The organism is Paenarthrobacter sp. NPDC057355, from assembly GCF_042667405.1.
Taxonomy (GTDB): domain Bacteria; phylum Actinomycetota; class Actinomycetes; order Actinomycetales; family Micrococcaceae; genus Arthrobacter.
The window spans coordinates 295,154-320,642 of the sequence record NZ_JBHVAL010000002.1 but is presented as its reverse complement, the minus strand read 5'-3'; the positions used below and the strand labels follow the sequence as shown (position 1 = coordinate 320,642).

The 25,489-nt window shown below is 62.7% G+C and carries 29 protein-coding genes and 1 riboswitch; of the genes, 8 read left to right on the top strand and 21 right to left on the bottom strand.

Features of this window, described 5'->3' with window-relative positions; translation table 11 throughout:
* Positions 1 to 5: 5 nt before the first annotated feature.
* Together ACFUOZ_RS05410 and ACFUOZ_RS05405 are read right to left on the bottom strand one after the other, a co-directional pair.
* Complete coding sequence (locus tag ACFUOZ_RS05410) at positions 6 to 737, bottom strand: DUF1003 domain-containing protein (protein WP_377545501.1); 732 nt, start codon at positions 735 to 737, stop codon at positions 6 to 8.
* Entirely contained in the window at positions 718 to 2,001 is a 1,284-nt protein-coding gene (locus tag ACFUOZ_RS05405) for a magnesium transporter MgtE N-terminal domain-containing protein (RefSeq protein WP_144659714.1), read from the bottom strand. Before ACFUOZ_RS05405 ends, ACFUOZ_RS05410 begins: the two co-directional genes overlap by 20 nt.
* Positions 2,002 to 2,077: 76 nt before the next feature.
* On the opposite strand from ACFUOZ_RS05405, the gene ACFUOZ_RS05400 reads away from it, so the two are divergent.
* The gene (locus ACFUOZ_RS05400; RefSeq protein WP_377545499.1) at positions 2,078 to 2,884 is read left to right on the top strand and encodes a general stress protein; all 807 of its coding nucleotides are present in this window, start codon (positions 2,078 to 2,080) and stop codon (positions 2,882 to 2,884) included.
* An 82-nt stretch (positions 2,885 to 2,966) separates the two neighbouring features.
* On the opposite strand, the gene ACFUOZ_RS05395 is transcribed toward ACFUOZ_RS05400, so the two are convergent.
* A complete protein-coding gene (locus tag ACFUOZ_RS05395; RefSeq protein WP_377545497.1) occupies positions 2,967 to 4,550 on the bottom strand; it encodes an aminopeptidase P family protein in 1,584 nt (527 codons plus the stop codon).
* Positions 4,551 to 4,630: 80 nt separating this feature from the next.
* On the opposite strand from ACFUOZ_RS05395, the gene ACFUOZ_RS05390 reads away from it, so the two are divergent.
* Positions 4,631 to 5,476 (top strand): PHP domain-containing protein, encoded by an 846-nt coding sequence (locus ACFUOZ_RS05390; protein ID WP_377545495.1) that lies wholly within the window; start codon positions 4,631 to 4,633, stop codon positions 5,474 to 5,476.
* Positions 5,477 to 5,507: 31 nt separating this feature from the next.
* Entirely contained in the window at positions 5,508 to 6,116 is a 609-nt protein-coding gene (locus ACFUOZ_RS05385) for a MarC family protein (RefSeq protein ID WP_144659717.1), read from the top strand.
* 40 nt (positions 6,117 to 6,156) lie between these two features.
* Here ACFUOZ_RS05385 and ACFUOZ_RS05380 read toward each other — a convergent pair whose 3' ends face one another.
* From ACFUOZ_RS05380 to thiE, 5 genes are all read right to left on the bottom strand, one after another.
* A complete protein-coding gene (locus ACFUOZ_RS05380; RefSeq protein WP_262275494.1) occupies positions 6,157 to 7,041 on the bottom strand; it encodes a site-specific DNA-methyltransferase in 885 nt (294 codons plus the stop codon).
* An 8-nt stretch (positions 7,042 to 7,049) separates the two neighbouring features.
* Positions 7,050 to 8,756: a DEAD/DEAH box helicase gene (locus ACFUOZ_RS05375; protein ID WP_377545492.1), complete on the bottom strand. Its 1,707-nt coding sequence runs from the start codon at positions 8,754 to 8,756 to the stop codon at positions 7,050 to 7,052.
* Between the two features lie 275 nt (positions 8,757 to 9,031).
* Positions 9,032 to 10,501 (bottom strand): RNB domain-containing ribonuclease, encoded by a 1,470-nt coding sequence (locus tag ACFUOZ_RS05370; protein ID WP_377545490.1) that lies wholly within the window; start codon positions 10,499 to 10,501, stop codon positions 9,032 to 9,034.
* A gap of 112 nt (positions 10,502 to 10,613) precedes the next feature.
* Entirely contained in the window at positions 10,614 to 11,564 is a 951-nt protein-coding gene (locus tag ACFUOZ_RS05365; protein ID WP_377545488.1) for an NINE protein, read from the bottom strand.
* A 74-nt stretch (positions 11,565 to 11,638) separates the two neighbouring features.
* The gene (thiE, locus tag ACFUOZ_RS05360) at positions 11,639 to 12,322 is read right to left on the bottom strand and encodes a thiamine phosphate synthase (protein WP_377545486.1); all 684 of its coding nucleotides are present in this window, start codon (positions 12,320 to 12,322) and stop codon (positions 11,639 to 11,641) included.
* Positions 12,323 to 12,349: 27 nt separating this feature from the next.
* A riboswitch (TPP riboswitch) is annotated at positions 12,350 to 12,470 on the top strand.
* Between thiE and thiO the strand changes: the two genes are divergently transcribed.
* The 3 genes from thiO to ACFUOZ_RS05345 all read left to right on the top strand — a co-directional run bounded on the left by thiO (position 12,462) and on the right by ACFUOZ_RS05345 (position 14,778).
* Positions 12,462 to 13,706, top strand: a complete 1,245-nt coding sequence (thiO, locus tag ACFUOZ_RS05355; protein ID WP_377545484.1) for a glycine oxidase ThiO — start codon at positions 12,462 to 12,464, stop codon at positions 13,704 to 13,706. (Overlaps the previous riboswitch by 9 nt.)
* Positions 13,707 to 13,740: 34 nt before the next feature.
* Entirely contained in the window at positions 13,741 to 13,977 is a 237-nt protein-coding gene (thiS, locus tag ACFUOZ_RS05350) for a sulfur carrier protein ThiS (protein ID WP_377545482.1), read from the top strand.
* 3 nt (positions 13,978 to 13,980) lie between these two features.
* On the top strand, positions 13,981 to 14,778 hold the full coding sequence (locus ACFUOZ_RS05345) for a thiazole synthase (protein WP_377545480.1): 798 nt from the start codon (positions 13,981 to 13,983) through the stop codon (positions 14,776 to 14,778).
* Between the two features lie 85 nt (positions 14,779 to 14,863).
* On the opposite strand, the gene ACFUOZ_RS05340 is transcribed toward ACFUOZ_RS05345, so the two are convergent.
* From ACFUOZ_RS05340 to ACFUOZ_RS05330, 3 genes are read right to left on the bottom strand one after another with little or no spacing between them, the layout of a single operon-like run.
* Positions 14,864 to 15,166: a hypothetical protein gene (locus tag ACFUOZ_RS05340; protein ID WP_377545478.1), complete on the bottom strand. Its 303-nt coding sequence runs from the start codon at positions 15,164 to 15,166 to the stop codon at positions 14,864 to 14,866.
* A 35-nt stretch (positions 15,167 to 15,201) separates the two neighbouring features.
* Positions 15,202 to 15,426 carry a DUF3107 domain-containing protein gene (locus ACFUOZ_RS05335; protein WP_144659727.1) on the bottom strand — a complete coding sequence of 75 codons (225 nt, stop codon included), beginning with the start codon at positions 15,424 to 15,426 and terminating at the stop codon, positions 15,202 to 15,204.
* A 50-nt stretch (positions 15,427 to 15,476) separates the two neighbouring features.
* Positions 15,477 to 16,058 (bottom strand): TetR family transcriptional regulator, encoded by a 582-nt coding sequence (locus ACFUOZ_RS05330; protein WP_018776515.1) that lies wholly within the window; start codon positions 16,056 to 16,058, stop codon positions 15,477 to 15,479.
* A gap of 696 nt (positions 16,059 to 16,754) precedes the next feature.
* On the opposite strand from ACFUOZ_RS05330, the gene ACFUOZ_RS05325 reads away from it, so the two are divergent.
* Positions 16,755 to 17,291 (top strand): tyrosine-type recombinase/integrase, encoded by a 537-nt coding sequence (locus ACFUOZ_RS05325; protein WP_377545477.1) that lies wholly within the window; start codon positions 16,755 to 16,757, stop codon positions 17,289 to 17,291.
* Here ACFUOZ_RS05325 and ACFUOZ_RS05320 read toward each other — a convergent pair.
* The 3 genes from ACFUOZ_RS05320 to ACFUOZ_RS05310 are packed head-to-tail and all read right to left on the bottom strand — an operon-like array spanning position 17,288 to position 18,472.
* Positions 17,288 to 17,599, bottom strand: a complete 312-nt coding sequence (locus ACFUOZ_RS05320; protein WP_377545475.1) for a hypothetical protein — start codon at positions 17,597 to 17,599, stop codon at positions 17,288 to 17,290. The genes ACFUOZ_RS05325 and ACFUOZ_RS05320 overlap by 4 nt on opposite strands.
* On the bottom strand, positions 17,592 to 17,822 hold the full coding sequence (locus ACFUOZ_RS05315) for a hypothetical protein (RefSeq protein WP_377545473.1): 231 nt from the start codon (positions 17,820 to 17,822) through the stop codon (positions 17,592 to 17,594). The genes ACFUOZ_RS05320 and ACFUOZ_RS05315 overlap by 8 nt, the downstream gene beginning before the upstream one ends.
* Positions 17,822 to 18,472, bottom strand: coding sequence for an N-acetylmuramoyl-L-alanine amidase (locus tag ACFUOZ_RS05310; RefSeq protein ID WP_377545471.1), 651 nt, complete (start codon positions 18,470 to 18,472; stop codon positions 17,822 to 17,824). Before ACFUOZ_RS05310 ends, ACFUOZ_RS05315 begins: the two co-directional genes overlap by 1 nt.
* An 83-nt stretch (positions 18,473 to 18,555) precedes the next feature.
* Here ACFUOZ_RS05310 and ACFUOZ_RS05305 point away from each other — a divergent pair, with 83 nt between their 5' ends.
* Positions 18,556 to 19,275, top strand: coding sequence for an SGNH/GDSL hydrolase family protein (locus tag ACFUOZ_RS05305; protein WP_377545469.1), 720 nt, complete (start codon positions 18,556 to 18,558; stop codon positions 19,273 to 19,275).
* A 4-nt stretch (positions 19,276 to 19,279) separates the two neighbouring features.
* On the opposite strand, the gene ACFUOZ_RS05300 is transcribed toward ACFUOZ_RS05305, so the two are convergent.
* The 7 genes from ACFUOZ_RS05300 to ACFUOZ_RS05270 all read right to left on the bottom strand — a co-directional run bounded on the left by ACFUOZ_RS05300 (position 19,280) and on the right by ACFUOZ_RS05270 (position 25,487).
* Complete coding sequence (locus ACFUOZ_RS05300; RefSeq protein WP_377545467.1) at positions 19,280 to 20,977, bottom strand: GDSL-type esterase/lipase family protein; 1,698 nt, start codon at positions 20,975 to 20,977, stop codon at positions 19,280 to 19,282.
* Between the two features lie 5 nt (positions 20,978 to 20,982).
* Positions 20,983 to 21,438 (bottom strand): hypothetical protein, encoded by a 456-nt coding sequence (locus tag ACFUOZ_RS05295; protein ID WP_377545465.1) that lies wholly within the window; start codon positions 21,436 to 21,438, stop codon positions 20,983 to 20,985.
* Positions 21,439 to 21,440: 2 nt separating this feature from the next.
* Entirely contained in the window at positions 21,441 to 22,799 is a 1,359-nt protein-coding gene (locus tag ACFUOZ_RS05290; protein ID WP_377545463.1) for a hypothetical protein, read from the bottom strand.
* Positions 22,796 to 24,220: a hypothetical protein gene (locus tag ACFUOZ_RS05285; protein WP_377545461.1), complete on the bottom strand. Its 1,425-nt coding sequence runs from the start codon at positions 24,218 to 24,220 to the stop codon at positions 22,796 to 22,798. The genes ACFUOZ_RS05290 and ACFUOZ_RS05285 overlap by 4 nt, the downstream gene beginning before the upstream one ends.
* A 119-nt stretch (positions 24,221 to 24,339) precedes the next feature.
* Positions 24,340 to 24,645 (bottom strand): hypothetical protein, encoded by a 306-nt coding sequence (locus ACFUOZ_RS05280; protein WP_377545459.1) that lies wholly within the window; start codon positions 24,643 to 24,645, stop codon positions 24,340 to 24,342.
* Positions 24,642 to 25,061, bottom strand: a complete 420-nt coding sequence (locus tag ACFUOZ_RS05275) for a hypothetical protein (RefSeq protein ID WP_377545457.1) — start codon at positions 25,059 to 25,061, stop codon at positions 24,642 to 24,644. Before ACFUOZ_RS05275 ends, ACFUOZ_RS05280 begins: the two co-directional genes overlap by 4 nt.
* Positions 25,062 to 25,064: 3 nt before the next feature.
* Positions 25,065 to 25,487: a hypothetical protein gene (locus ACFUOZ_RS05270; protein ID WP_377545455.1), complete on the bottom strand. Its 423-nt coding sequence runs from the start codon at positions 25,485 to 25,487 to the stop codon at positions 25,065 to 25,067.
* Positions 25,488 to 25,489 lie beyond the last annotated feature (2 nt).

Here is a 25,489-nt window from a genome sequence, read left to right as displayed (position 1 = left end):
AAGGTTCAGGCCCTGCTTTCAGGGGTGTCAGTGGAAGGCTTGGCGGTGGAGTGTTGTGGCCCGGCGGCCCGGGGTGCGCGCACTTTGGGGATCTGCTGCGTGCGCGGACCCCTGGACTTGTCCCGTTTCTCCTTCAATTTCTCTTTGACCTTCTCGCCGGGCGACTCCGCTCCATCCGGGGAGGTTTCGCTGTCGCGGAGTTCTTCCTGGGCATCGATGATGTCTTCCAGGAGGCTGCGCAGTTCGGCTCGGACGTAATCACGGGTGGCAACTTCACGCAGGGCAATACGCAGGGAGGCCAGTTCGCGGGTCAGGTATTCGGTATCGGAGAGGTTCCGTTCGGCGCGCTGGCGGTCCTGCTGCAACGAGACGCGGTCCCGGTCGTCCTGACGATTCTGGGCCAGCAGCAGCAGGGGGGCTGCGTAGGAGGCCTGCAGGGACAACATCAACGTCAGGAGCGTGAAGCCCAGCTCCATGCGGTCGAACTGCCACTCTGTGGGCGCAAACGTGTTCCACCCGAGCCAGAACACACAGAAAATCGTCATGTAGACGAGGAACTGCGGCGTTCCCATGAAACGGGCAAAGCCCTCTGTTGCGTTGCCGAAAGCGTCCGGGTTCGGTGAGAACTTGGGGAGGATCCGTTGACGGCCGCTCAGTGGAGTATCGAGGCTGCTGCCTTGGCGTGTTGTGTTCCTGGGGGGTCGGGTGGCGTTGTTCTCAGCCAATGCGGCCTCCAAGTTTCCTTATAGGGGCGTCGTCCTCGTGGGCGCGCCAGTCATCCGGCAACAGGTGATCCAGCACGTCATCAACAGTCACCGCCCCCACGAGGCGGCCGTCGTCGTCCACGACTGGAAGCGAGTTCAGGTTGTACGTAGCCAGGGTCCGGGCCACCTCGCTGATGTGGGCCTGGTCCGAGACCGGTTCCAGGTTTTTATCCACGAGGTTGCCCAAGGGTTCCGGCGGAGGGAACCGCAGCAGCTGTTGTATGTGCACGACACCCAGGAAGCGTCCTGTGGGCGTTTCCAAGGGCGGGCGGGCAATGAAAATGGATGACGCCAGCGCCGGAGAGAGTTCCTCGCGCCGGACGTGGGCCAGTGCTTCGGCGACCGTGGCCTCCGGTGGCAGGATCACCGGGACGGGCGTCATCAAACCACCGGCGGTGTCTTCGTCATATTCCAGGAGGCGGCGCACGTCCTCGGCTTCCTGGGGCTCCATCAACTGCAGGAGTTCCTCTGCCTGCGCGGAAGGAAGCTCGGCAAGGAGGTCGGCGGCGTCGTCCGGGTCCATCTCCTCGAGGACGTCGGCGGCGCGCTCGACATCCAGCGCGGAAAGAATGGTGACCTGGTCATCCTCCGGAAGCTCCTGGAGGACATCGGCGAGCCGCTCGTCCTGAAGCTCGCTGGCTACTTCAAAGCGTCGCTTGTCGCTCATCTCCTGCAGGGCTTCAGCGAAGTCGGCAGGCTTGAGGTCTTCGTGGGTGGCAACGAACTGGGTGGCCGCCTGGGGCTCGTTGTGGCCTCCGGTTTGGGCGTCGGCCCAGTCAATGATCAGGGTCTCGTTGCGGCGGAGCCTGCTCAAGGGCGACAAGGAATGTCCTCGGCGCACGAACAGCTTGCTGACGAACCAGTCCTTGGAGCGGTGCTGGTCCATGGCGATGTCTTCGATGGTTGCGTCCCCGCTGCCATCGGCCAGCGTGACGCGACGGTCGAACATCTCCGCCACCACCAGCGTTTCCGCGCCGCGCTGTTCGAAGCGGCGCAGGTTGACCAACCCGGTGCAGATGATCTGGGTCTGGTCGATGGAGGTGATGCGGGTCATGGGAACGAAGACGCGTTTCTTGCCAGGGACTTCGACGACGATGCCGACGACGTGTGGCGCACCGCGGGTCCCGCGGGAGAGCACCACGACGTCCCGCAACCGGCCAAGACGATCGCCCAAGGGGTCGAAGACGTCCAAGCCCAGAAGGCGCGCCACAAAGACGCGAGAAGGATGTGTGCTCATGTTTACAGGCTACCGAGTCTGCTCTCTTTTAGCTGAATTCCAGCCGCTTCACATATCCATGGGCCACAATGGGGCTATGTCTAACATTTTTGGTGGTCCCAAAGCTATCGAGGAAGCCCGCAGCGTCCCCCAAGGTGACACCGTGGGCTCATACACCTCTTATTTGGATGCCCAGAAGGCGGTGGACTATCTCGCTGACCAGCAGTTCCCGGTTCAGCTGGTGTCGATCGTTGGCAACGACCTCAAAATGGTGGAGCGTGTCACCGGCCGCCTGAGCTACCCGAGGGTTGCGTTGTCCGGGGCGCTGAGCGGCATGTGGTTCGGCCTCTTCGTCGGGGTCATGCTTTCCTTCTTCACTCCCGCGGGCGGTCCGTTCTCCATCATCACTTCGGTACTGATGGGTGCGGCTTTCTTTATGCTCTTCGGCATCGTCACCTACGCCACCCAGCGCGGCAAGCGCGACTTCACCTCCACCAGCCAGGTGGTGGCCACGAACTATGACGTCATCGTGGCCCGGGAAGCGTCCCATGAGGCACGCCGGCTGCTCCAGCAGCTGCCGATGAACCCGTCACAGGCACACCAGAACAGCTACGCCCCGCAGAACCAGCCGTTCCAGCAACCGGGCCAAGCCCCCGAGCGCCCCACCACCTGGAACGACCCCTACGGTCAACGCGGTCCCGAATCCGGCCAGGACAGTGCCAACGGCCAGGGCGCTCCCGTCGGCGCCCAACAGCCCGTGCAAAACCCGACGCCGGCAGCCGTCCGATACCCGGACCTGCCCGATGGCCGTCCGCAGTACGGGGTGCGGGTCAATGAGGGACAAGCTGATGCCCCGCAAGACGATGCGCAGCAGGCAGGTCCTGAGGGCCCGCACAAGCAATAGCGCAGTAGACAAAGGGAAGGCCACCGGATTACCGATGGCCTTCCCTCTTTGCTGCCGTGATGGGCCTGCCTGAAGCGGCAGCTTAGCCCTGGGCGTCCTGGTAAATACCCGCCATCCAGGACTCGACGTCGTCCGCCTTGCGCGGCAGGGCGGCGCTGAGGTTGACGGGACCGTCCGCGGTCATCAGGATGTCGTCCTCGATCCGGACACCGATCCCACGGTATTCCTCCGGGATTGCCAGGTCCTCTTCCTTGAAGTACAGGCCGGGTTCGATCGTGAAGACCATGCCTTCGGTAAGGATTCCGTCCAGGTAGAGCTCACGCTTGGCCTGGGCACAGTCGTGGACATCCAGGCCCAGGTGGTGGCTGGTTCCGTGCGGCATCCAGCGGCGGTGCTGCTGGCCTTCGGGGCTGATGGCTTCCTCGACGGAGACTGGCAGCAGACCCCAGTCGGCCAGGCGCTCAGCAAGCACGGTCGTGGCCGCTGTATGGATGTCGCGGAACTTCACGCCGGGCTGTGCTGCGGCGAAACCGGCGTCGGCGGCGTCCAGTACTGCCTCGTAGACCTTGCGCTGGACGTCGGTGAAGGTACCGGTCGCCGGCATTGTCCGGGTGACGTCAGCAGTGTAGAGGGAGTCGGCTTCCACACCCGCGTCGAGGAGGAGAAGTTCCCCTGCGTTGACCGTTCCCGAGTTTCGGGTCCAGTGCAGGACAGTTGCATTATTGCCGGCAGCTGCAATGGTGTCGTAGCCGAGCTCGTTGCCTTCTTCGCGGGCCCGTGCGAAGAACGCGCCTTCAACAACACGCTCGCCGCGGGGGTGGGTGAGGGCGCGGGGAAGGGCGCGGACGACGTCGGCGAAGCCCTCAACGGTGGCAGCCACCGCGATCTTCATTTGCTCGATTTCCCATACGTCCTTGATCAGGCGCAACTCGGAGAGGGCTTCACTGAGCTTCTCGTCCAAGGCATCGAGTTCGCCGAGGTCCAGGTTCTCGGGATCCTTGGCAGTGTTGTAGCGGGCGGTGTCTACCAGCGCGTCGATGTTCTCATCAACCTTGCGGACCAAACGGATGGAGATGCCACCGATCTCCGGGGCACCAACGTTCTTGGTAATCGCCATTTCCAGCTCGGCGATGTGCGCGGTGGGCAGCCCCAGACGCGCTTCGAATTCAGCCAGCGTCGGGCGGGCACCAATCCAGAACTCGCCGGCCCGGGAGTCTGCGTAGAACTGTTCGGTATCGCGGCCGGCCAGCGGACGGAAGTAGAGCGTGGCAGTGTGGTGACCGCCGTCGTCGCCCTTTCCTTCGGCAACCGGCTCAAGAATCAGGACGGCGTCGGGCTCGTGGTCCAGGCCCAACCCGGTCAGGTGCGCGAAGCCGGAGTGGGGGCGGAAGCGGTAGTCGCAGTCGTTCGAGCGGACCTTCAGCGGCCCGGCCGGGATAACAAGCCGTTCGCCCTTGAACAGTTCGGAGATGGTACGACGGCGGCGGGCCGCGTGGTCTGCAACGGCATCCCGGGCAGGGGTCACCTGCGGGGCGGGAGCCCAGTTGCTTGCCATGAATGCCTTGAAGGCATCAGACGTGGGCCTCTGTGAGCGGTTGTTGACGCGCTCCTGCAGCGGCTGGGAATTGGAGGAGTCCAGGTTTTGGGTGCTTTCGGCATCGTTCACCGTTACATAGTCCCACCTGTTCCGTGAGGAGGCCAACGGCGCAACCGTCCAAGCAGGCGCTCATCCCATAGGCTGGGAAAGTGAGGATAGACCTGCATACGCACTCGAATGTTTCCGACGGAACGCAGACCCCGGCCGGCGTGATTGTTTCCGCCGTGGCCGCGGGGCTCGACGCCGTCGCCCTGACCGACCACGACTCCACGGATGGCTGGGAACCGGCAGCAGCCGCGGCAAGGGAACATGGCATCGCGTTCGTCCCGGGCATGGAGATTTCCTGCCGAACGGAGAAGGGGATCAGCGTCCACCTGCTCAGCTACCTCCACGATCCCAGCCATGCGGGGCTCCTGGAGGAGATCACCAAGTCCAAGGACGCCCGCCTCACTCGCGCCGAGCACATGGTCACGTTGTTGTCCGAGGATTATCCATTGACGTGGGATGACGTCATCCACCACGTAGCTCCCGGCGCGACCGTAGGCCGGCCACACATTGCCGATGCCTTGGTGGCAGCGGGAGTCGTGGCCGACCGCACCGAGGCTTTCACCACCATCCTGACCTCACATTCGCGGTACTTCGTGCAGCACTATGCACCCGACCCCGCCCTCGCCGTCGAGCTTGTCCGCGCAGCGGGAGGCGTTCCCGTCTTCGCCCATCCGGTGGCATCGTCCAGGGGACGCACCGTAGGGGAGGCCACCTACCGGGACATGATCGATGCCGGCCTGTTGGGCGTGGAAGTTGAACACCGGGATAACCCTGAAGAGGGTCGGAGTTTCCTCCGCGCCCTGGCAGCCGAACACGGTCTGCTGATGACCGGTTCCTCCGACTACCACGGGACGGGCAAACCGAACCTGCTGGGGGAGAGCCTTACGTCGCCGGAGGTACTGGCGCGGATCGAGGAGTTGGCGACGGGCAGCACGGTGGTCCGGTGAAGAGGGCCCGCCCAGAGAGAGGGGCCCGCTGATGGACCTGCAACTGCTGGCCTCGGTGATCGTTACCCTGTTCGTCATCATGGATCCGCCGGGAACGGTGCCGATCTTCATGTCCCTGACGGCCCAGTTGTCGGCGAAGGACCGGAACCGTTCAGCTTTTCAGGCGCTCCTGGTCGCTACCGGTGTGATTGTCCTGTTTGCGATCTTCGGCCAGTCGATCCTGAACTACATGCATATCTCGTTGGCTGCCTTGCAGGGAGCGGGCGGTTTGCTTCTGGTACTTATCGCCTTGCAGCTGCTGACCGGCAACACAAGTGGCGAGGAGAACGCGGCCAAGTATAAGAATGTCGCCTTTGTGCCTCTGGGGACGCCGCTCATGGCTGGCCCCGGTGCGATTGTGGCGGTGATGGTGTTCGTGCAGCAGTCCACGGAGCTGTCCGACTACCTCGCTGTAGGCACCGGTATCGCCGTTGTCCTTGCCTCGCTCTACCTGGCGATGCGCTTCGCCGGCGTGGTTCAACGTGTTCTCGGTGAGAACGGCGTGGAGCTGGTCACCAGGATCGCAGGTTTGTTGTTGTCCGCCATTGCCGTGCAGATGATTGCGGACTCCGTGACGGCGTTCGTGAAGGGCGCGGCCTAAGCAGGCCCTTGCCCGACCAGCGGCAATCAGTGCCGCTTGGTCAGGCTTGAAGGCCGGTCGGCAACAGCTCGTGGAATCCGGCCTTGCTGCCCAGGCGTTTCCGCATGACCTCGATGGCTTGTTCATTCTGGTCCACGCACACAAAACGGCGGCCCAGCTTGGCGGCCACGGCGCCGAGGGTTCCCGAGCCCGCGAAGAAGTCCAGGCACCAGTCATCCTTGCGGCTTGATGCGGAGACGATCCTGCGCACCAGTCCTTCAGGTTTCTGGGTGGGGTAGCCGGTCTTTTCGCGCCCGGTGGGGGAGACGATGGTGTGCCACCAAACGTCGGTAGGCAGCTTTCCGCGCTCTCGCTTGGCCGGGGTCACCAGGCCCGGAGCCATGTAGGGCTCGCGGTCCACTTCCTCATTGTCGAAGTGGTACTTGGCGGGGTTCTTGACGTAGACAAGGATGTTGTCGTGCTTGGTGGGCCAACGGTTCTTCGCCCGGGCGCCGTAGTCGTAAGCCCAGATGATCTCGTTCAGGAAGCACTCCCTGCCGAAAATCGCGTCCAGCATCACCTTGGCGTAGTGGACCTCGCGGTAATCGAGGTGCAGGTACAGGGTGCCGTCGTCGGCCAGCAGCCGCCACGCTTCCACGAGCTTGGGCTCGAGGAAGGACCAGTAGTCGCTGAAAGCGTCGTCGTAGCTGTGCAGGGCACCCTTGATGGTGTCATAGGAGCGGCCCTTGAACCCCACGCGGTCGCCGTCGCCGTCGGCGTTGCGGACCATGCGGGTCTCCTGGCGCCGCTGGACGCGGCCCGTGTTGAAGGGAGGGTCCACGTAAATGAGTGTGAAGGCGCCGTCCGGCAGCGTTGGAAGGAATTCCGCGTTATCCGCGTGCACCACCATGTTGCCGCCGTCCGGCGCCCAAACAGTTTCAGCCATTGAAGGTATTAGGCCTCGGTGTTGCCAGGCTGGGCAGCAGCCGACTCACCGGTAACAACTTCACCATTGCGGCGACGCGTACGGGTGCGACGCGTGCGTGCAGGCTTCTCAGCATTGTCGGCGGTTGCCTTGCGGGTCTCGGACGCACCTGCCGCCGGAGCTGTTTCGCCCTCGGAGGTACGACGACGGCGCGTGCGGTTGCGTCCGCCGTCGCCCTTGCTTTCGCCGGAGTCGCCGGACTTGCCCGAGTCGCCTGACTTGCGACCGCGGCCGCCGTCGCGCTTCCCGTCACGTCCACCGTCCCGGCCGGAACCGCCTGAACGGGCGTTCTTCTTGCCGGTCTCGCCCAGGTCCTCCAGGACCTCGGCGTCGACGCCGGCGAGGACGCGCTTGTTGCGGGGCAGACGGCCCTTGGTGCCTTCGGGAATGTCAAGGTCGGTGAAGAGGTGCGGCGAGGAGGAGTAGGTCTCCACAGGTTCGGGAACGTTGAGCCCGAGAGCCTTGTTGATCAGGGCCCAGCGCGGGACGTCGTCCCAGTCGACGAAAGTTACGGCGGTGCCCTTGTTGCCTGCACGGCCGGTGCGGCCAACGCGGTGCAGGTAGATCTTTTCGTCTTCTACGCATTGGTAGTTGATGACGTGGGTGACGTCCTCGACGTCGATGCCACGGGCTGCCACGTCGGTTGCTACCAGGACGTCCACCTTGTTGTTGCGGAAAGCACGCAGGGCCTGCTCGCGCGCACCCTGGCCGAGGTCTCCGTGGATGGCGGCGGCGGCAAAGCCGCGGTCCACCAGTTCCTCAGCGACCTTGGCAGCGGTGCGCTTGGTCTTGGTGAAGATGACGGTGCGTCCGCGGCCCTTGGCCTGGAGAATGCGGGCCACAACTTCGGTCTTGTCCATGCTGTGGGCACGGTAGATCAGCTGGCGGATGTCGCGCTTGGTGAGGCCTTCATCGTTCGGGTCAGCGGCCCTGATGTGGGTGGGCTGGGTCATGTAGCGGCGTGCCATTGCGATGACCGGTCCGGGCATGGTGGCCGAGAACAGGAGGGTCTGGCGTACTGCGGGAGTACCGGCAATCAAGGTCTCAACGTCCGGTAGGAAGCCGAGGTCCAGCATTTCGTCGGCCTCATCAAGAATGACCATCTTGACGTTCTTCAGGCTCAGGTGCTTCTGCTTGTAGAGGTCGATCAGGCGCCCGGGGGTGCCGACCACGATCTCAACACCCTTCTGCAGCGCTTCGATCTGGGGCTCATAGGCGCGGCCGCCGTAGATAGTGGCAATGCGGGCGTTGCGCTTCCGGGAGGCAGCCTGGAGGTCGTTTGCAACCTGCACGGCAAGTTCACGGGTGGGGACGATCACCAGGGCCTGCGGGGCCCCGGGGACGGCGAGCTTCTCATAGCCTGCATCGTCCCTGCCGATAACGCGCTGCAGGGCGGGAATGCCGAAGCCGAGCGTCTTGCCGGTGCCTGTCTTGGCTTGGCCGATGATGTCGTGGCCGCTCAAAGCAACGGGCAGGGTCATGGCCTGGATGGGGAAGGGGTGCGTGATTCCGGCGTCGGCCAGGGACTCAACGATGTCCGCGCGGACGTTGTAATCCGCGAACGATTTTTCTTCGATCTCGTGGGGCGTCTCATCCGAGGTGATCGTTTCCTCGGGTTCGATGGTCTCAGTTCCGGTGGAGTCCGTCAGGACTTCATGGGTGTGCAATTCACTCACAGGGAGTTTCCTTATTCATTTGGGCATTGGCGCTGCATGCTCAACGGGACGGCATAGCCGTACCGGAGCAGAACGGGCGCGCAAGCAATTCCAGTGGAAGCCGATCGCGGGCTATCTAAGTACTGGCACTGGTGACCAGTTGGTACATCTCAAGATCGCGTAGGGGCGGGCTTGTTGAGTTCAAAAATTAACTGAATCAACGACCGGGCATCCATTACTACAGGCCCAGTCTATCCTCTGGGAGCCATAAAGCCCGGATCGGGGACTGAAGCGCGTCAGTTCAGAAGCTCGAACCTGATCTCCCGGGTTGCGATTTCCGCCTTCACGAGGCGAACTCTGACCTGCGTGCCAGACTCCAGTTCCCCATCACACCGTGCCGTGACGGCGGGTTCGGCGATCTGGACCACGCCGTACGGGCCGCCGTTTCCGTTGCCGTTGTTGCCGTTCCCGTTGGATGGCTTGGACCCGGTGATGACGACGGCGTCGAACTCCCGGCCCACGTGGCCCGCTACGAGTGCTGCCTCTACGGTGTCCAGCGCGGCACGTTCCAACCGCCCGGCCAACTGATCCGAGGCACCCATGATCTCGGGCAGGGAGGGCAGTGCCTCACGTGCCCAGTGGGGGATTTCCTTGTTGTTGCAGAGGGCTTCGCAAATCACCAGGACAAACCGGTCAATGAGCCGCCGCAGGGGAGCCGTTGTGTGGGCGTAGGGGGCGCCGATAGCTGCCTGAACCACTGTTTCGGGCACTTCGCCATCAAAAGGCGTATAGCCGGCACCGCGGAACAACGTCCCGGCCGAGTGCAGGATGGCCAGCTGCTTAGGATCCGAGGCGTCCAGCGTCCGCAGATACTCACCGTAGGTGACCTTGCCATCCCACGGTTTGCCGAGGGCCGCCGTCTGCCGCTTGAAGTGCTGCAGCGACCTTTCGTCGGGGGCAGGCATGGTCCGCAGGATGCCGATCTTCCCGTCCAGCATCAGTTGTGCCGCTGCCATCCCTGTCATGAGCGATATCTGCGCATTCCAGTCCTCCACCGGCAGGGATGGCGCCGCAATGATCCTGTACCCGCCGTCGGTCACGTGGACTATTTCCTGCTCGGGCATGTTGAGGCTGGCCCCACCACGAAGCCGCTCCAACTCGACCCTTTTGAGTCCAACTTCCTTGAGGAGTTGGAGTACGGGGGGTGCCGTTCCGTCGTCAATCTGTTGCTGGGCGCCGGCGTAGCTCAACTTGGCGCGGCTGCGAACGGTGGCCTGCGCGACGGAAACGTTCACCACCTTCGCCTTTGCATCCAAGTCGAAGTCCCAGACGAAGGCCCCAGAATCCTGGCCCGCCAGCAGGCTTCCGGCGTTCTCGCTGATGATCTCCGGGTGCAAAGGAATGCGCCCGTCCGGCGCGTAGAATGTTTGTCCCCGCTGCCGCGTTTCTGAATCCAGGGCCCCTCCCGGAGCCACGAATGAGGGAACATCGGCGATCGCATAAAGCACCTTGTACCCTTCGCCGGCACGATCAATGAACAGGGCCTGGTCAAGGTCGGTGGACGTCGCAGGGTCGATGGTCACAAACGGAATGTCCTTCAGGTCCCGGTCGGGAAGGTGAAGGGATTCGACGGCGTCCCTCGCTTCCTGGACGGCCTCAACCGGGTACTCACCGGGCAGCTCCAGCTCTGTCCTCAGGGCCGCGAGGGCTGCGGCAAGCTGGTCCGATGAATCGTCGACGTTGGGCGCTATCCGGTGATGTGACACGAAAATCAGCGTAGCCCGAAACAGGCCGATAGTCTTGGACGCCCAACAGGCAAACCCGCAGCCGCCAAGCGACTACGGGTTTCTGTGGGCAGCACCGCTGTGCTGTCGGAGGCTAGCCTGCCGGGGTCAGCGTAAAGCTCGCTGCCTTCTCACCGTAGAGGTCGTTGACGACGATGGTGGTGGGGCCTTTCTTGATGTCAAAGCCAATGATGCCCTGCACTGACTGCCCGGCCGCAACATTCCCCGGCGGGAAGCTCCCCATGCTTTCCGTGAGGAAGAGCAGTTCGCCCTCCTTGCCGTCAGCATCATAGGCTTCAAAGTTTGTGGCGGTCGCGAAGCTGGTTCCCGTGGCAGTTTGCCAGGAAACTTCCATCAGCAGGAACCCTCCATTGGCTGGCTCCAGGTAGGGCATGTCCAGAATTTCCTCGGTGTAGAGGGAGTCAACGATGCCCACCTTCACCGTGTCCCCACTGGACACGGTCACTGTGAAGGAATTTGCGTCGCTGGCAGCGCCGGAAGAGGGCAGGGGCGCCTCCTGGGAAGCTGAAGGAGGGACCGGTACAGGAGTCTTCTGCCCCTGGACCGCGGCGGCGAAGAGCGTCAGGGACAGCACCGCGGAAATGATGCCAATGATCAGGCCGGCGAGCCACACCACGATGGTGATGATCCATGCTTTCTTCTTGTTTTCCGGGTAGCCGGCCAACGGGCGGCCCTGCTTGTCACGGGCGTTACCTGTCAACGTGATGATGAGGTCCACGATCGACCAGATGCCGAACCCGCCGGCGGTGAGGAGTTTGGCGATGCCGGTGCCAATCTTGCCAAGGTAGAACCGGTCGACACCCAAGCCGCCCAGGAGCAAGGACAGGATCCACGTGACCACGAATGACTTTGATGTTCCGCCACCGGCCGGTGTGCCGTAAGGGCCGGAATCAGGGGTGGGTTGATACCCGGTGTTCGGCCCACCCTGATAACGGCTGCCGTAAGGGGCAGGTGCGTTGGGGACCGGTGGAACTCCCGCTCCCGGGCCGTTTTCGGGCGCGGGCGGGTAACTCGGGTAACTCACGTGTACTTCCTTCAGTGGTGTGGGTGCGAGGTTTTGGGTGGCGGACCGGAGGCGAGCGGTCTGCTGAGTTGCAGCTAAGCGGCGTCGAGGGCTTCGAGCAGCGACTTGGCTGCCGCCGTCGGATCTTCCGCTTCGGTGATGGCCCGGACGACGACGATGCGGCTGGCTCCGGCTGCAACTACTTCTTCGACGTTGCCGAGGTCGATTCCACCGATTGCGAACCAGGGCAAATCGACGGCCCCGCCGGTGGTCTCTTCCGCGCGCTTAATCGCCTCCGCGGCATATGTGACCAAGCCGGTTCCCACGGCTTCACGGCCGGGCTTGGTGGGGGTCGCCCACACGGGGCCCACACAGAAGTAATCCAGTCCCGCGTCGCCGGGCGAGGCCGTGATGGCCGCATTGACCTGCTCGGGAGTGTGGGTGGACAAGCCAATTACGGCGGGGGCGGGGAGGAAGGTGCGGGCGATCTCCAGAGGCAGGTCCTTTTGGCCCACATGGAACACCGGAGCCCCGGAAACACTGGCGACGTCGGCCCGGTCGTTCACTGCCCACAGCCGCCCATGCCGTTCCGCGACGCTGCGCAGGACGGCCAGCAACTCCAACTCCTCGGCCGCTTCGATCGTCTTGTCGCGGAGCTGGATGATGTCCACTCCGCCCTGGAAGGCTGCGTCCATAAAGTCTTCAAAATCGCCTTGTCGTTTGCGCGCGTCAGTGCACAGGTAGAGGCGGGCCGAGGCGAGGGATTCATGCTGGGTCATGGAAACCACAGTAGTTCCTCTAAACTGGGCACGTACCGCGGGAGCCGCGACGACCGTCATTGTGACCGTCCGGCTGAGAGGGCTTAGGAGCCGACCGCTTGACCTGATCCGGCTAGTACCGGCGTAGGGAAGGAATCAGATGGCAGAAGCCATTCACGCAGATGTCGCTGTCATTGGCGGAGGCGTCATCGGCCTGGGCATTGCCCATCAAGTGCGAAAGCTGGGCCGCTCCGTGGCCCTCATCGACCCGGCGCCCGCCAGCGGCGCTACCTTCGCCGCCGCCGGCATGCTGGCACCTGTGAGCGAACTCCACTACCAGGAAGAAGACCTCCTGGAGCTCATGCTCGTGTCTTCCCGATTGTGGCCATCGTTCGTGGGCGGCCTCCCTCAGCCGGTGGAAGCCACTGGATACAGCACGACGCCGACCCTCGCCGTGGGTGCCGACGCTGCGGACCGCCGGGCGCTCGCGGACCTTCGCACGGTTCAGCTTGCGGCGGGTCTGGAGGTCGAACCGCTGTCCTTGCGTGAAGCAAGGAACCGCGAACCACTCCTGAGCCCGCAAATATCCTGTGCCTTCGACATTCCCGCCGATCACCAGGTGGATCCACGCAAGCTGGCCGGGCAGCTGCTGGCCGGGCTGGCTGCGCACTTACCGAACGATGGCAGCTGGGTGCAGGGGGCCGGTGACGGCTACGCAGTGCGGGAGTCTGCCCGTGGATTGTTGTGGGACGGCGACCGTGTTTGCGGAGTGGAACTTGATTCCGGACAGTCTGTCGTTGCGGGCGAGACCGTAGTAGCCAACGGGCTGGGCGCTCCTGACTTGGAAGCCCTTCCGGAGGAGCTCAGCCTTCCGGTCAGGCCGGTCTACGGAGACATCCTTCGGCTGCGCGTGCCCACCCACCTTCGCCCGCTGGTAACCGCCACGGTCCGTGGCATGGTTCGCGGAGTGCCCGTCTACATCGTCCCGCGGGAGGATGGAACCGTGGTGATCGGCGCTACCCAGCGCGAGGATAGTCTGTCAGCGACCTCAAACGCCGTCTCGGCCGGTGGCGTCTACCAACTCCTGCGTGACGCCCAGATGCTCGTGCCTGCGGTTGCCGAACTTGAACTCCTTGAGGCAACGGCCCGGGCTCGTCCCGGGACTCCGGACAATGCCCCGCTGCTGGGCCGCGTGGGCAACTCCACGGGGGAAGTCGAAGGCCTGCTGATCGCCACGGGTTTCTTCCGGCACGGTGTCCTCCTCACTCCCGTCGCCGCTGAGATCGTGGGACAACTGATCTCCGGTTCCACCGACCCGCGCTGGTCCATCTTCCGCCCTGACCGCTTCAATGCAACGCGGGGTCACTTATGGCCCATGGAAACCCCTTCAGGGGGCCATAAGTGACCCCGCGTTGCTTTCTCCACAGCAAGGAAACAGTATGAACATCAAGCTCAACGGCGCCGTGCACGAAGTGCTCGACGGCGCCTCTGTCAGCAGCCTGGTCACCGCCGTCACCGGCCGTGCCCTGGACCACCGCGGACAGGCGGCCGACGGCGGAAAGCTGGGTGTCGCCGTCGCCCGGAACTCCGAGGTGGTACCCCGGAGCCAATGGGCGGCCACTGCGTTGGCCGACGGCGACGAACTCGAACTCGTGACCGCAGTACAGGGAGGCTGAACAATGACGCAGGCAAATACGGAAATCCGCGCGGACGCTTTGGTGATCGACGGCGTCGAACTGGGCTCCAGGCTGATCATGGGAACCGGAGGCGCCCCCAGCCTTGATGGTCTGGGAGCGGCGCTCCTGGCTTCCGGAACCGAGCTCACAACCGTGGCCATGCGGCGCTATTCGACCGCGGAAACCGGTTCGCTCTTTCAGCTCCTGGTGGACAACAACATCCGTGTCCTTCCGAACACGGCGGGTTGTTTCACGGCCAAAGACGCGGTGATGACGGCAGAACTGGCGCGAGAGGCGCTGGAGACAGATTGGGTGAAGCTGGAAGTCATAGCGGACGAACACACGCTCCTGCCCGATGCCGTTGAGCTGGTCGAAGCAACAGAGCAACTGGTCAACCGGGGCTTCAAGGTGTTCGCCTACACCAACGACGATCCCGTCCTTGCGCTGCGCCTGGAGAATTTGGGTGCCACGGCCGTCATGCCGCTAGGGTCACCTATTGGAACAGGACTTGGCATCCTGAACCCGCACAACATCGAACTGATTGTGTCGCGCGCTTCCGTCCCTGTGGTGCTGGACGCGGGGATCGGCACTGCCTCGGATGCCGCACTTGCGATGGAACTGGGCTGCGACGCTGTCCTGCTGGCCACCGCCGTGACCCGGGCGCAGAACCCCGTCCAGATGGGGCAGGCCTTCAAGCACGCTGTCATCGCCGGCAGGCTTGCCAAGCAGGCGGGCCGGATTCCCCGTCGTGAGCACGCGCTGGCATCCTCCGCGATGGAAGGCCGGGCGGAGTTCCTCTAACGTCGGGCCCCGGCGTCAAACACGCTGGCAACAAACAACAATGACCATCACCCCGCGGGGTGATGGTCATTGTTTTGTTTAAGCCCTAGAGCCTTAGCGCCTTGGTCAGCGCTTCAGTGTCGTGCTTGGTGCGTGTGCGTCCAAGATAAACCACGACTCCCGCCGCTGCGGCGGTTCCGAGCACAATCGGCAGGACCCAGGGGATCCAGGTGGCACCCGGCTGGTAGCCGAGGCCGGCGCTGATGAAGGCTATCCAGCTCAGCGCGCCGACACAGGCCGAAACACCGGCGGGCAGTGCGATTCCGTACCTGATGTGCCGCTTATCGTTTGCCCACACAATGAAACCAGTGGCAACAGTGGCCAGGACCACGATGACGAGGGAAAGCATGGGAACTCCTTAAGCGGCAGTTGGGCGGAAGAGTGTCAGAGGGCGCCGAAGCCGACCCGGCGGACTTCCTCGGCGCCGATCTCCACATAGCCCAGCACGTTTCCGGGAACGATGATCTGGCGGCCCTTCTCGTCAGTCAGGCGCAGTTCCGAGCCCTTGGACACGGCTTCGGCCACGATCTTGGCTACGGCGTCAGCATCCAGGGCGGATTCGAGCACAATTTCACGGCCAACGTTTTGAATGCCGATCTTTACTTCCACAGCAAGGCCTCCAAGCCAATCAAGTGTTAAGTCAGTCCTCTATTTGTAGCCTAGGACTCTTTGGGGAATCGACTGATTCCGCGCCAAGCTAAACGATAGATCAGATCACTGGCTACATCGAGGTCAAGGTTTCCATCCGTTTCCAGCCAGTAACGGGCACTGACCTGGGCCATTCCCGCCAAGCCGCGTCCCAGGAGCTGGGCCTCAAGGGGCGGAAGTTTGGTGTCCTCGGCAATCACATGCGCGACGGCGTCGGCGAAGGTTTTGTTGAACGTCTCCAAGCGGGAGCTGACGTCAGGATCATTGATGAGGTCGGACTCAAACACCAAACGGTGCGCTTGGTCGTCGTCGGCGATGAACCTGTAATAGGCGCGCATGACGGCCTTGACGCGTTCCTTGTTGTCCGTTGTGGAGTTCAGCGCGCCCAGCATCAAGTCGGTCAGCGTTGCCAGGTGGCTGTCCAGGAGGGCCATGTAGAGCTCGCGCTTGGAGGGGAAGTGCTGGTAAAGCACCGGTTTGCTGACATGCGCGGTTTCAGCGATTTCATCCATCGCTGCGCCATGGAATCCGTTGGAAACGAAGACTTCCAAGGCGGCGTTCAGCAGCTGTGCACGGCGCTCGTCCCTGGGCAGCCTTGGTGAACGGGGTGCAACGGTCCGTTCCTGCTTTGCGGGTGCCTCATCGTTTGCCCGTGTGCCGTCAGCCACAGTCTGCCGCCTTTCCTTTGCAGTTATGACCACTCTACCGGTGGGTTAATCGAAGAATACCCGGTAGTAACACTGTTTGGCCGTCGCGATACGGCGGCGGCAGCGTGAGCGCCTTCGATGCCTGGGAGGCTGCGGTGGTCGAACGTGCCGAGCTTATCGACAATCCAGATAAGACGATTTCAGTCGATGCATACAAGGCAAAGCTGAAGGCTGCGGCGCGGAAGGTAGCCCGAACGCACAAAGCGCTGCTTGCGGACGTACGCGAGAGTAACCGACACGCCGGATAATCTAAATGCTTGACATTTCAAATTTCAAGCTAATGGGGAAACGTTGAAGGATGATCTAACAACTCAACAGTGGAGTGAACAAATCGAGGGGTGGCTGTCCTGGCTAAAAGCGTCAGGTAGGCCACCCCTCACTATTGCCCTTCGAAAGACGCAGATACGCCGACTTGCGCATCACTTCCCGGACGTTGAACCGTGGACACTGAACGCCAACGATCTAGCCGGCTGGATGGGCTTGCACGGCTGGAAACCGGAGACGCTAAAGAGCTACCGTGCCTGTCTGCGGCAATTCTGGATATGGGCCGTCACGAGCGGCAGGACCGACACTAACCCGGCGATGCTCCTTCCGAGCGTTCGCGTTCCCCCGGGCCGTCCTCGTCCTGCTCCTGAAGCCATCGTGAACGCGGGCCGGCAGTTGCTTGATGAACGATTGGCCCTCATGGTCGCCCTGGGGGCAGAGTGCGGGCTTAGGTGCACTGAGATAGCCAAGCTGCACACCAACAACGTCATTCACGACGGTGAGGACGGCTGGGCGTTGGAAATTCAGGGTAAGGGAGGCGTCGTGCGCATCATCCCGCTAACGGAACGCCTTGCCGGCTACCTGCGGCGACGTGAGGCCGGCTATTACTTCCCGAACAAGACCGGAGGCCACCTGTCCGCGCCATACGTCTCCACGCTGCTATCCCGCAACCTTGACGGAGACTGGACAGGCCACACGCTTAGGCACCGCTTCGCCACCGTCGCTTACCGGGCAGAGAAGGACTTACGGGCAGTGCAAGACCTTCTGGGGCATGCCAACCCACAAACCACAGCCCGCTATTGCGCCGTTCCTGACGGTGCAAAGCGGGCTGCGGTAATGGCGGCTGCGGCCTAGCCGGCGGCGAAGAACCGGAAAGCTGCAAAGGCTAGGCCGGAGCATCCAGTGATCAGGGATGCAATCACCGTTCGGACTAGCCACCTGTTGTTATCTTCCAACGCCTTGATGGCTTGGTCCTGAAGCTGCTCTTTCGCGGCGTGTAGCTTGCCGCGTTCGATGCGGGCTTCCTCCATGCGCTCGATGTCATCCCACGACGGCTTTTTGTCCATGTTGTGGGACATGGTGTCGAGCGTTTTGGATTGGTCCTTGATTAGGCGGTAGACCTCACCAAGGGTCACGTCCGTCATTACTGCGGCTTCAGGCACGGCGGCTCCCCGTTCCCGGCGGGACAAGCCAGCCGCCGGCAAGCGACAGGAGCGCCGTAGCAAGGATGGTCAAGGCGTCGGCCACGCTATCAGGGACGGCAACGCCGGCAAGCGACAGGAGCCACACAACCACGATGGAAGTGGCGCCTCCCACGGTTCCGCCGGCGGTTGCCGCTAGCGTGACGACGCCGGCCTTTCGGGTCGGTGGCGGGTTCTCTGCCATCACTTACCCTTCAGAGACTCGATTGCCGCAAGGATCTTCAGTTGACCCTTGTTGATCAGGTCATCCAGGGCTTCGCCGCCGACGATGGACTTGTTGTCGCCTTTTTTGCTGCCCTTCTTGTTGAACAGTGCGTCGTGGACGGGTTCAAGCAAGCTGATGAGCTTATCGAGCTTGGCTTCTTGCTGCGGGGTCATTTCATCCTCCGTGGTGGTTTGTGCGGCTAGTCGGTTGATGCGGTCAAGGTCGTAGGTGCCTGGGCACTCCGTGGTGGTCCAATGCCGGTGTGGGTAGAGGGGCAAGTCTCCGTAAGCTGCGCGGAGTTCCCGGACGAGTTCAGCCACGGTGGCATAGTCGCCGTCAGAGCCTCGCGGGTTGCATTCGATCCCAATGGAGGTCATGTTGCCGGGGCCGTTGCCGCCGTCGCCGGCGTGCCACGCAACTTCGTCAGGAGAGACGATGCAAGCCACCCGGCCATCCTCCGCGACGTAGTGGGCGCTGGCTGTTGTTTCAGGGCGGCAGAGCCAAGCAACCGTGCCGTCAAAGGAGGGCCGGCGTTCCGGCTTATCCCACCAGTGAATAGTGATCGACTGAATCTGCTGGGTCCGGGTTGCGCGGAACGGGCTAGTGGATGTGGTGGTCAGTTCGAACATGATTGCCTTTCCCTGTTCAACGGAGAGTGTGCGGGGATCGTAGAATGACTTGACTTTGCCAATTCACTTCTCTGGGGGAACTCATGCGCCTTGGTCGCGCCCTTCCTGCACTCCTGCTGTCCATCGCCATGACTTCGGCGGCAGGCTGCGCTGCACAGCCGGCCCCTGTTTCGCAGAAGGTCCAGGATTACTACGAAACACACAAGTCGCTTCCTCCGTCCGCAAAGCCTCAGCCGGCGAAGCCTATTGCCGTGTTCATTGGCGATTCCTACACGCAGGGAACGGGGGCCAGCTCCGGGAACAACTGGGTGACGGTTGCGGCTAGTGGCGCCGGCCTGAACGCCGTGAACCTGGGGCGGGGCGGTACAGGCTATTTGACGGTGGCTGGCAAAGAGGGATGCGGCATGGAGAAGTGCCCCTCTTACCCGGAGATGGTCTCGCAGGCTGTTGCTGCCAAGCCTTCGGCCGTAGTAGTCGCTGGTGGACAGAACGACTTCCAGCAATTCGCACGCGATCCCGAGCGGGTGTCGGACGCCATAGCCAAGACTTACGCCGACCTTCGCGCCGCGCTTCCAGCAGCCAAGATTGTCGCCGTTGGACCTTCGACGCCATGGGAAGTAACGCCTGACGTTCTGGCCTTCGACAAGACAGTGCAAGAAGCTGCGGCTAGTGTCAAAGCCGGGTACGTGAGCTTGCTTGAGCCGCCCGTGATCACTCGGCCCATGGTGCTGCAGGACGGTGCGCACGTAAACGACGCTGGTCATAAGGCTATTGCGGAGCGCGTGGGGCCCGCGCTCCGGTAGCCGGTCACGACTGACCATAAGCCCCTGCAATTGCTTGGAAGAATCGCCGTGCGATGTACTTATGGCCTTCGTGCGTCGGATGAACACCATCGGCGCCGCTGATAAAGAAGTCCGCGTTGCCGTCGTTCGTTGGCGCTCCTGCTTTCCCGGAGCCGTAGATTATCCCTGCAAGGTCAACGAATCTGCGGCCCTTTGCTTCAGTCCCTGCCTTGACCGCTGCGTTTTGTGCGGTGAATCCCGTACGCGTTACCGTTCCGGTCACGTATACCTCTGGCACGTTCGCACACGCGTCCAGGGCAGACTCTACGGCGGCTTGAACTCCAACGGCGGTGGGGTCATTTCTCGATCCCATGAAGATTATGACGTCTGGATTCATCGCAAGAACTGGGGCTACACGCGCTCCGAAATGGGACTGTGTTTCTGCTCCGGTCTGAGCAACCCAGCCGCTGCCGCCGATACCTGCCAAAATGACTTGATCGGCGCCCATGAGATAGGCAAGCCTGAGCGCGTACGTTTCGGTCATGGTGGCACCGGCAGGTGCTACACCTGATCCGTCAGTGAAGGAATCGCCGATCACGGCTATCCTGCGCTTCACGGCATGCGACGGGCGTATGACGCTATGGCCGGCGGTTACCTGGACTCCGCCAAAACTACCGAAGACAGGGTTCAGGCCTATGATCTGAATCCTGCGCCAGCCGGTAGAGGGGAAAGTGAGTCGCATACGGGTCCAGCTGCCAGCGGCGGTTGTGGACTGGATGCGCGTCTCCGACACGAGGCGGCCATTCACCAGAATGATGCCTTGATTGGGATTCGCGGTACTCGCTCGGCTCTTTACCTGAACGATGTCAGATGTCGTCTCAAACTCAACACTGAACGGCCACGCTGCGGCCATGGTGGCCCCACCCGGCTTCAATCCTGTGTCTACGAATTGTGTGGGGTCGGATGGTGTCGCGGTGGCGCTGGGGAAACCAAAGTAGCGAAAGCGCGTATCGCCGGCCATATCGAGGGCCGCGTTAGCCACGTCACCGACCCTTTTGGGAGCGAACAACGTACCGTATCCGGCCGCGTCAAATGTAATAACTGGGGTGTCCACTGCGGGCGGAGGTGCAAAAGCGTCGGACACCCAACGGTCAAGCATGCGGGCACCGATAACCTTGCCCGCCAAGTCCGGGAGGCCGTAGCGCGGCGCAAAGCCTGCCTTTACTGCTGCACCAGTTTGAGTTGCTGGGTTAGTGATCAGAGACTTCACGCTGGCGTCGTCCGCGATACCTGGGACTCCCTGCGGGCCGGCGGGGCCGGCTACGCCTTGGGGGCCTTGAACACCTTGCGGGCCGGCGGGGCCGACGACGTGGGGTACGCCGTTGTTGTCAGTTACGGGGGTGATGTCGGCAAGGTCGAGCGTGGCGCCGTCCGTAGCTGTGAAGCTGAACTCTGTGGGGCGGGCAGGGCGTTGGCCGGCGGCGTAGACGTAAAGCGATGCGCGGTAAGTGAAGTTCTGCGGGTTCACGCCGGCTGCGTCTGCCGGCTGTAGCTCTGCGGTGAACTTCCCTTCTGCGTCGAGGTCGGCGCGGACGGGAACGCGGGGGATGGTCTTGCCGGCGTCGGTGACGTTCACGATGGGGGTATCTGGGGTGAAGGTCACGTAGCCGTGCATTGGTTCGCCGGCGGCGTCCAACAGGGTTCCGGTGATGGTGGTGAGCATTGGTGCTATCCCGTCGCTGAGGTTGCGGACATTTGAACTGCGGTCCAGCCGACCGGCACTGACTGGCTGGAAGTGGAACCGTCGCCGGCGTAGACACCGATCCGGAATCCGGTGGTGGTGACCGAGTGAACGTAGGGGACGTACTTGGCTGCGGCGTCTGATTGCTTCGTTGCGGTGACGACGGGCGGGAGACTGAACCGTCCCGCGGGAAAGGTCACGTCAAGGAATCCATGAGCGCTGGCTGTGACGGTGATGGTGGCCCTGCCGGCGGCGCGGCGCTCGAGGTTGTTGAGCCTGACGAGAATGTCATTGATGTCAGGGTTGCCCGGTGGAATCTGGGCGTTGCCCATGGCTTGCTCTGTCCGCTCTGCTACCTGCTGGGAGATTGCGGCGAGGCTTTTCAGCGGCTCATTTTCGTCCATGTACTTGAAGCCGTAGACGGGCGTTTCACGGATGGTCATGGCTAGATTCCTTTTCCGGTGAAGCCGAGCGCTTCACATGTCACGGTGTCGTCCAGGTCTGCCAGCCGGACGGGGGTAGTGGCGTAGGAGGGGTTCACGTTGGCGCACGTTACGGGCGGGGTGTCGTAGTTCATGGCGACGGGGGCAAGGTTCATTTCCGCTTCCCACGCCATCTCTCCGCCGTGCTGCCGGCGGTATGCGATCGTGCCGCCGATGGTGCGCACGAATGTTCCCTTGCCGGGCTTCAGTGCGCTGTAGACCGATCCGCCGACAAAGAACGCTAGGCGTTGTTCCCGTCCCGCTAGCCAGAAGTTCACGGCTTCGGTGTTGTCGAAACCGTCTCGGAACACTGCCCGGATGGGTGGGTGCTGTAGGCCGGCGTTATCGTTGGCGACTTCTGCCCAAAGGTTGCCGGTGGCTTGCATGCCGGCCTGACTATATGGAGGTCCGACCGTGTAAGCCTTGCTGTCAACTTGCAGGGTGGAGACTCCACCGCCGGCAGTGACAAAGACGTTCCAATCAACTTCTTTGCTGGTGCTGGTGTCAAAGAGCTTGCCGCGAACTTGGACGCCACGGATGGCTGATTCCTTGTCCGCTTTGGCGTCGTCCAGGGCTTCCACCCGGTGATCCTTGCTGCGGAGTGCTCTACCGGGGTTCCCGGCTGCGGTGCAGGCGTACTTACCGTTTACGGCCACCATTTCCAGCGGACCGCCGGTGATGTCCCGGTAGTGTCGATGGCCGGCGGCTTCAAGGCGGTTGGTGCCGGCGTCGTACCAAAGGACTTCACCAACTGTGGTGTAGATGGCTGCCAGTTGGTCAAGCAAGCTTCCCGACTGTTCCTCAGTGCGGAGCGAGTAGGGGTAGGCGCTGCCTCCACCAAGGCCGTTGATCAGTCCGGGGTAGTTGGAAAGGATCTGATTCTCGATGGCGACGAGTCGGGCCGTGGCCGTCTCCTGGGGGCGCGTGAGTCCCTGAAACTGGGTCATTTCCGAGATTTGCGACATGGGGTCGACAACGGTGCATTCGAAACGGAATAGCTTCTTGCTGTCGAGCTTGCGGATTTTCCAGAAGCTGACTCGGGCAGTGTCCACGGTTCCCCGAAACACGGTACGGTTGCCGGCGATGGTGGGTATGATCACTTGCAGCGGTTTCCCCGCCGGCTGCAAAAGGAAGTCTTCCTTGCCTTCGGAGACGACGAATGAAACGGTGGCCGATCCGGGGGCCGGCTGTTCGAACGGTGACGAGCGGCCATAGCGGATTGCGAGGCCTTCCACGACGACGGCGCCGAACTTCGGGTCATTGGCGTCGCCTGGGGAGACGGTCAGGCCGGCGAACGTGACGCTTGGAACTGCGGGGATCATATGCGGATGCCTCCTGTTCCTACCTTCTCGCCGCGCGAGCGAGCGAGTTCGTCAAGCATGCTGCGGATTTCTTCAGCGACTCCGCGCCGGTCTACGGCGCCTTCCACCTTGATTTCGTAGAAGTTCTGAATGGTGGGGGCGGCGTTGGTCCCGGCTGCCCTGCCGGCGGCGTTCACTGGCACGGACGGGGCAGTGAGGGCCATCGGGGTAGCGCTGGTGGACATGAGGCCGAACGTGGGGTTCGGTGCGCTCTTGGAGAGCGGCTGGCCGGCGCCGGGGCTTGGGGCGAATCCGCTGGTGGTCATGTCCGGGGACGGGGAGGCCATGAGGCCGAATCCGCCGAATCCTGCTCCACCGGATGATTGGGCTTGGTTGTTCAGGCCAAGGAAGTTCCCGATGGCGTTGGCGGCGTCATTGATCCAGCCAATGAAGTCCCTCCACCAATTGCCCATCTGGGCAAGCACGTTTTCAATGCCGCCAAGCTGGTTGATAAGCCAGATGATGCCGGCGACAAGGCCGGCCACGGCGATGATTACTAGGCCGATGGGGTTCAGGCTCATGGCAAGGTTTACGGCCATCATGGAGACGGCAACGGTGCCAAGCACCACGGCGAGGAATTGCGCCGTAGAGCTGTTCTTCTCCACCCATGCGGCAAGGCCACCCAGCAGTTGGGCGCCTAGGGTCAGGGCCGGCAGGAGGGCAGTTCCCAGTGCGGCTTGGGCGTTTTCAAGCTGCGCTTTGAACCGTTCGGATGAGCCGGCGGCGGTGTTGGCTTCGGATGCGAACTTGCCGTTCACGAGGCTGGTTTGTTCGGTGACCATAGCCAAGCGGGCTTGGGTTTCGGCTTGCTTCAGTGCCGAGCCTTCCAGCTTGTCCAGTCCTTGCGCTGCTAGACGGGCGTTCACGTCGGACTGCTTCACAAACACGTTGTAGCGCTCGATGGGATCAGCTTCTCCACGGAACAAGCTACCGAGGGCTTCCACGGCTTCTTTCGTCGTGCCACCGTAGGTCGCCGCCAAATCTGCGGCGGTCTTGATTAAGCCCTCTGTCGTGCCAACCACCTGGTCGCCGGCGACACCGAGCCCTTTTAGCTGCCCACCAAGGGACGTGGCTAGCTCTTGGTAGCTGTTGCGGGACAAGCCCACTGCATCGGCGGCGCCGGCGGCAAGGTCTTTCACGGCTTGCGCCTGATCACCGAACACGGTTTCGACGCCACCTGTGGACTGTTCCAGGGCGGAGGCTGCATCGCCGGCCTGCTTTGCCATGGCGAGCAACCCTGCCGTGACTACGGCTGCGGCTGCATTCGCCTTCCGGGCACCGACTTCGAACTTGCTGACGGATGCGTTTGTTGCGTCCACGCCGGCTATCGCGTTCTTGGCATCGCTGATGATGCGAATGGCAAGAATGGCGGTCTTAGCCATGGGTTAGCCCTTCCGTTCGAATTGTTCCTCTAGGACGTCCAGCGCGGTTGCGATCACGTCATCTTCTTCAGCCGCCCATGCCGCCGGCGGAATGCCGGTGGCAAGGGCAAGCTCCACGATTAGCCGGCTGACGCTGCCGGCTGGGTAGGGTCACCAAGGACCGCTTCCGCTTGCTTGAATTCAAGGTCTGCAAGGTCGGTGTCGCGGAACTGTTCAAAGGTGCCGGTGTAGTGGCCGAGGCGAGTGGCGGCGGCCCAAGCTAGGTAGACCTGCTGGGTAGTCATGTGGGTTGAGTCCGGGTTTCCCACGTCCCACTTCTGGACGCGGCCCGTCTTTTCCATCTTCAGGCGGTCCTGAATGGTCACGCGCAAGTCCTCAAGGACTTCGCCGCTGGCAAGTTCTACGGTGATGAGGGTTAGTTTCATGGGGTTGTACCTTCGATTCTGGAAATGATTTCTTCAAGCTGTTTTTCGTAGACCGGGAGCCATCGGCCTTCACTGCTGGTGGCGCCGTCCGAGAGGAACGGCTGAGGCCGGACCTTGCTGATGTGCCTGGGGCTTGCTTGCTTGTTCGGCCACCACAGCCGGCCCCAGTGGACGGCGGGGCCGTAGGGGACGGCTTTGGTGCCGGCACGGATGATGCCGGCGCTCTTGGTGCCGGCGGCGCGGATGGTGCGCCTGAGCTTTCCTGACACTTCCGGGGCCAGCGCTGCGGACGCTCTCGCGGCGATCTCGGCGGCGTCCTTGTTGGCTTGCTTGAGGTCGGTCAGGTCGTCGCCGGCGGCTTTGAGGGTGGCCCGGAGTTTGCGGCCACCCTCTACCCGGAATTCCCCGCCGGCCATGGGCTAGGCGTTCGTGCCGAGGGCCGGCTCTCCAACGAGCGGGAAGGAGAAGTCAGAAGTGTTCTGCTTCTTCACGTCGCCGCCGATGTCCAGAGCGCGGAGCTTGATGGTGCCCGTCCATTCCTGCGTGCCGGAGTCCAGGGGGATGAACGTAAACGGCAACGCCACCTTGGTCTTGGAGTAGCGGTTGTCAAAGCAGTACTTCAGGAGGGAATTGGCGTCGTAGGACTGGTGAATGGTCCCGGTGAGTTCCCACGTTTCCGTTTCGTCCCCGCCAAGCGTGTTGCCGTCAAGGGTGTTGATGTCGTCCTCAGCGGCCACGGAGGGTGTGAGGGTGGTCTTGGTGGTCTGGACAGCGAATTCCTTTTCGCTGCCGGTTGCACCGATGAGCAGCGAGCCGGGGCCGAGGCGGTGAGCAACAGTCATGG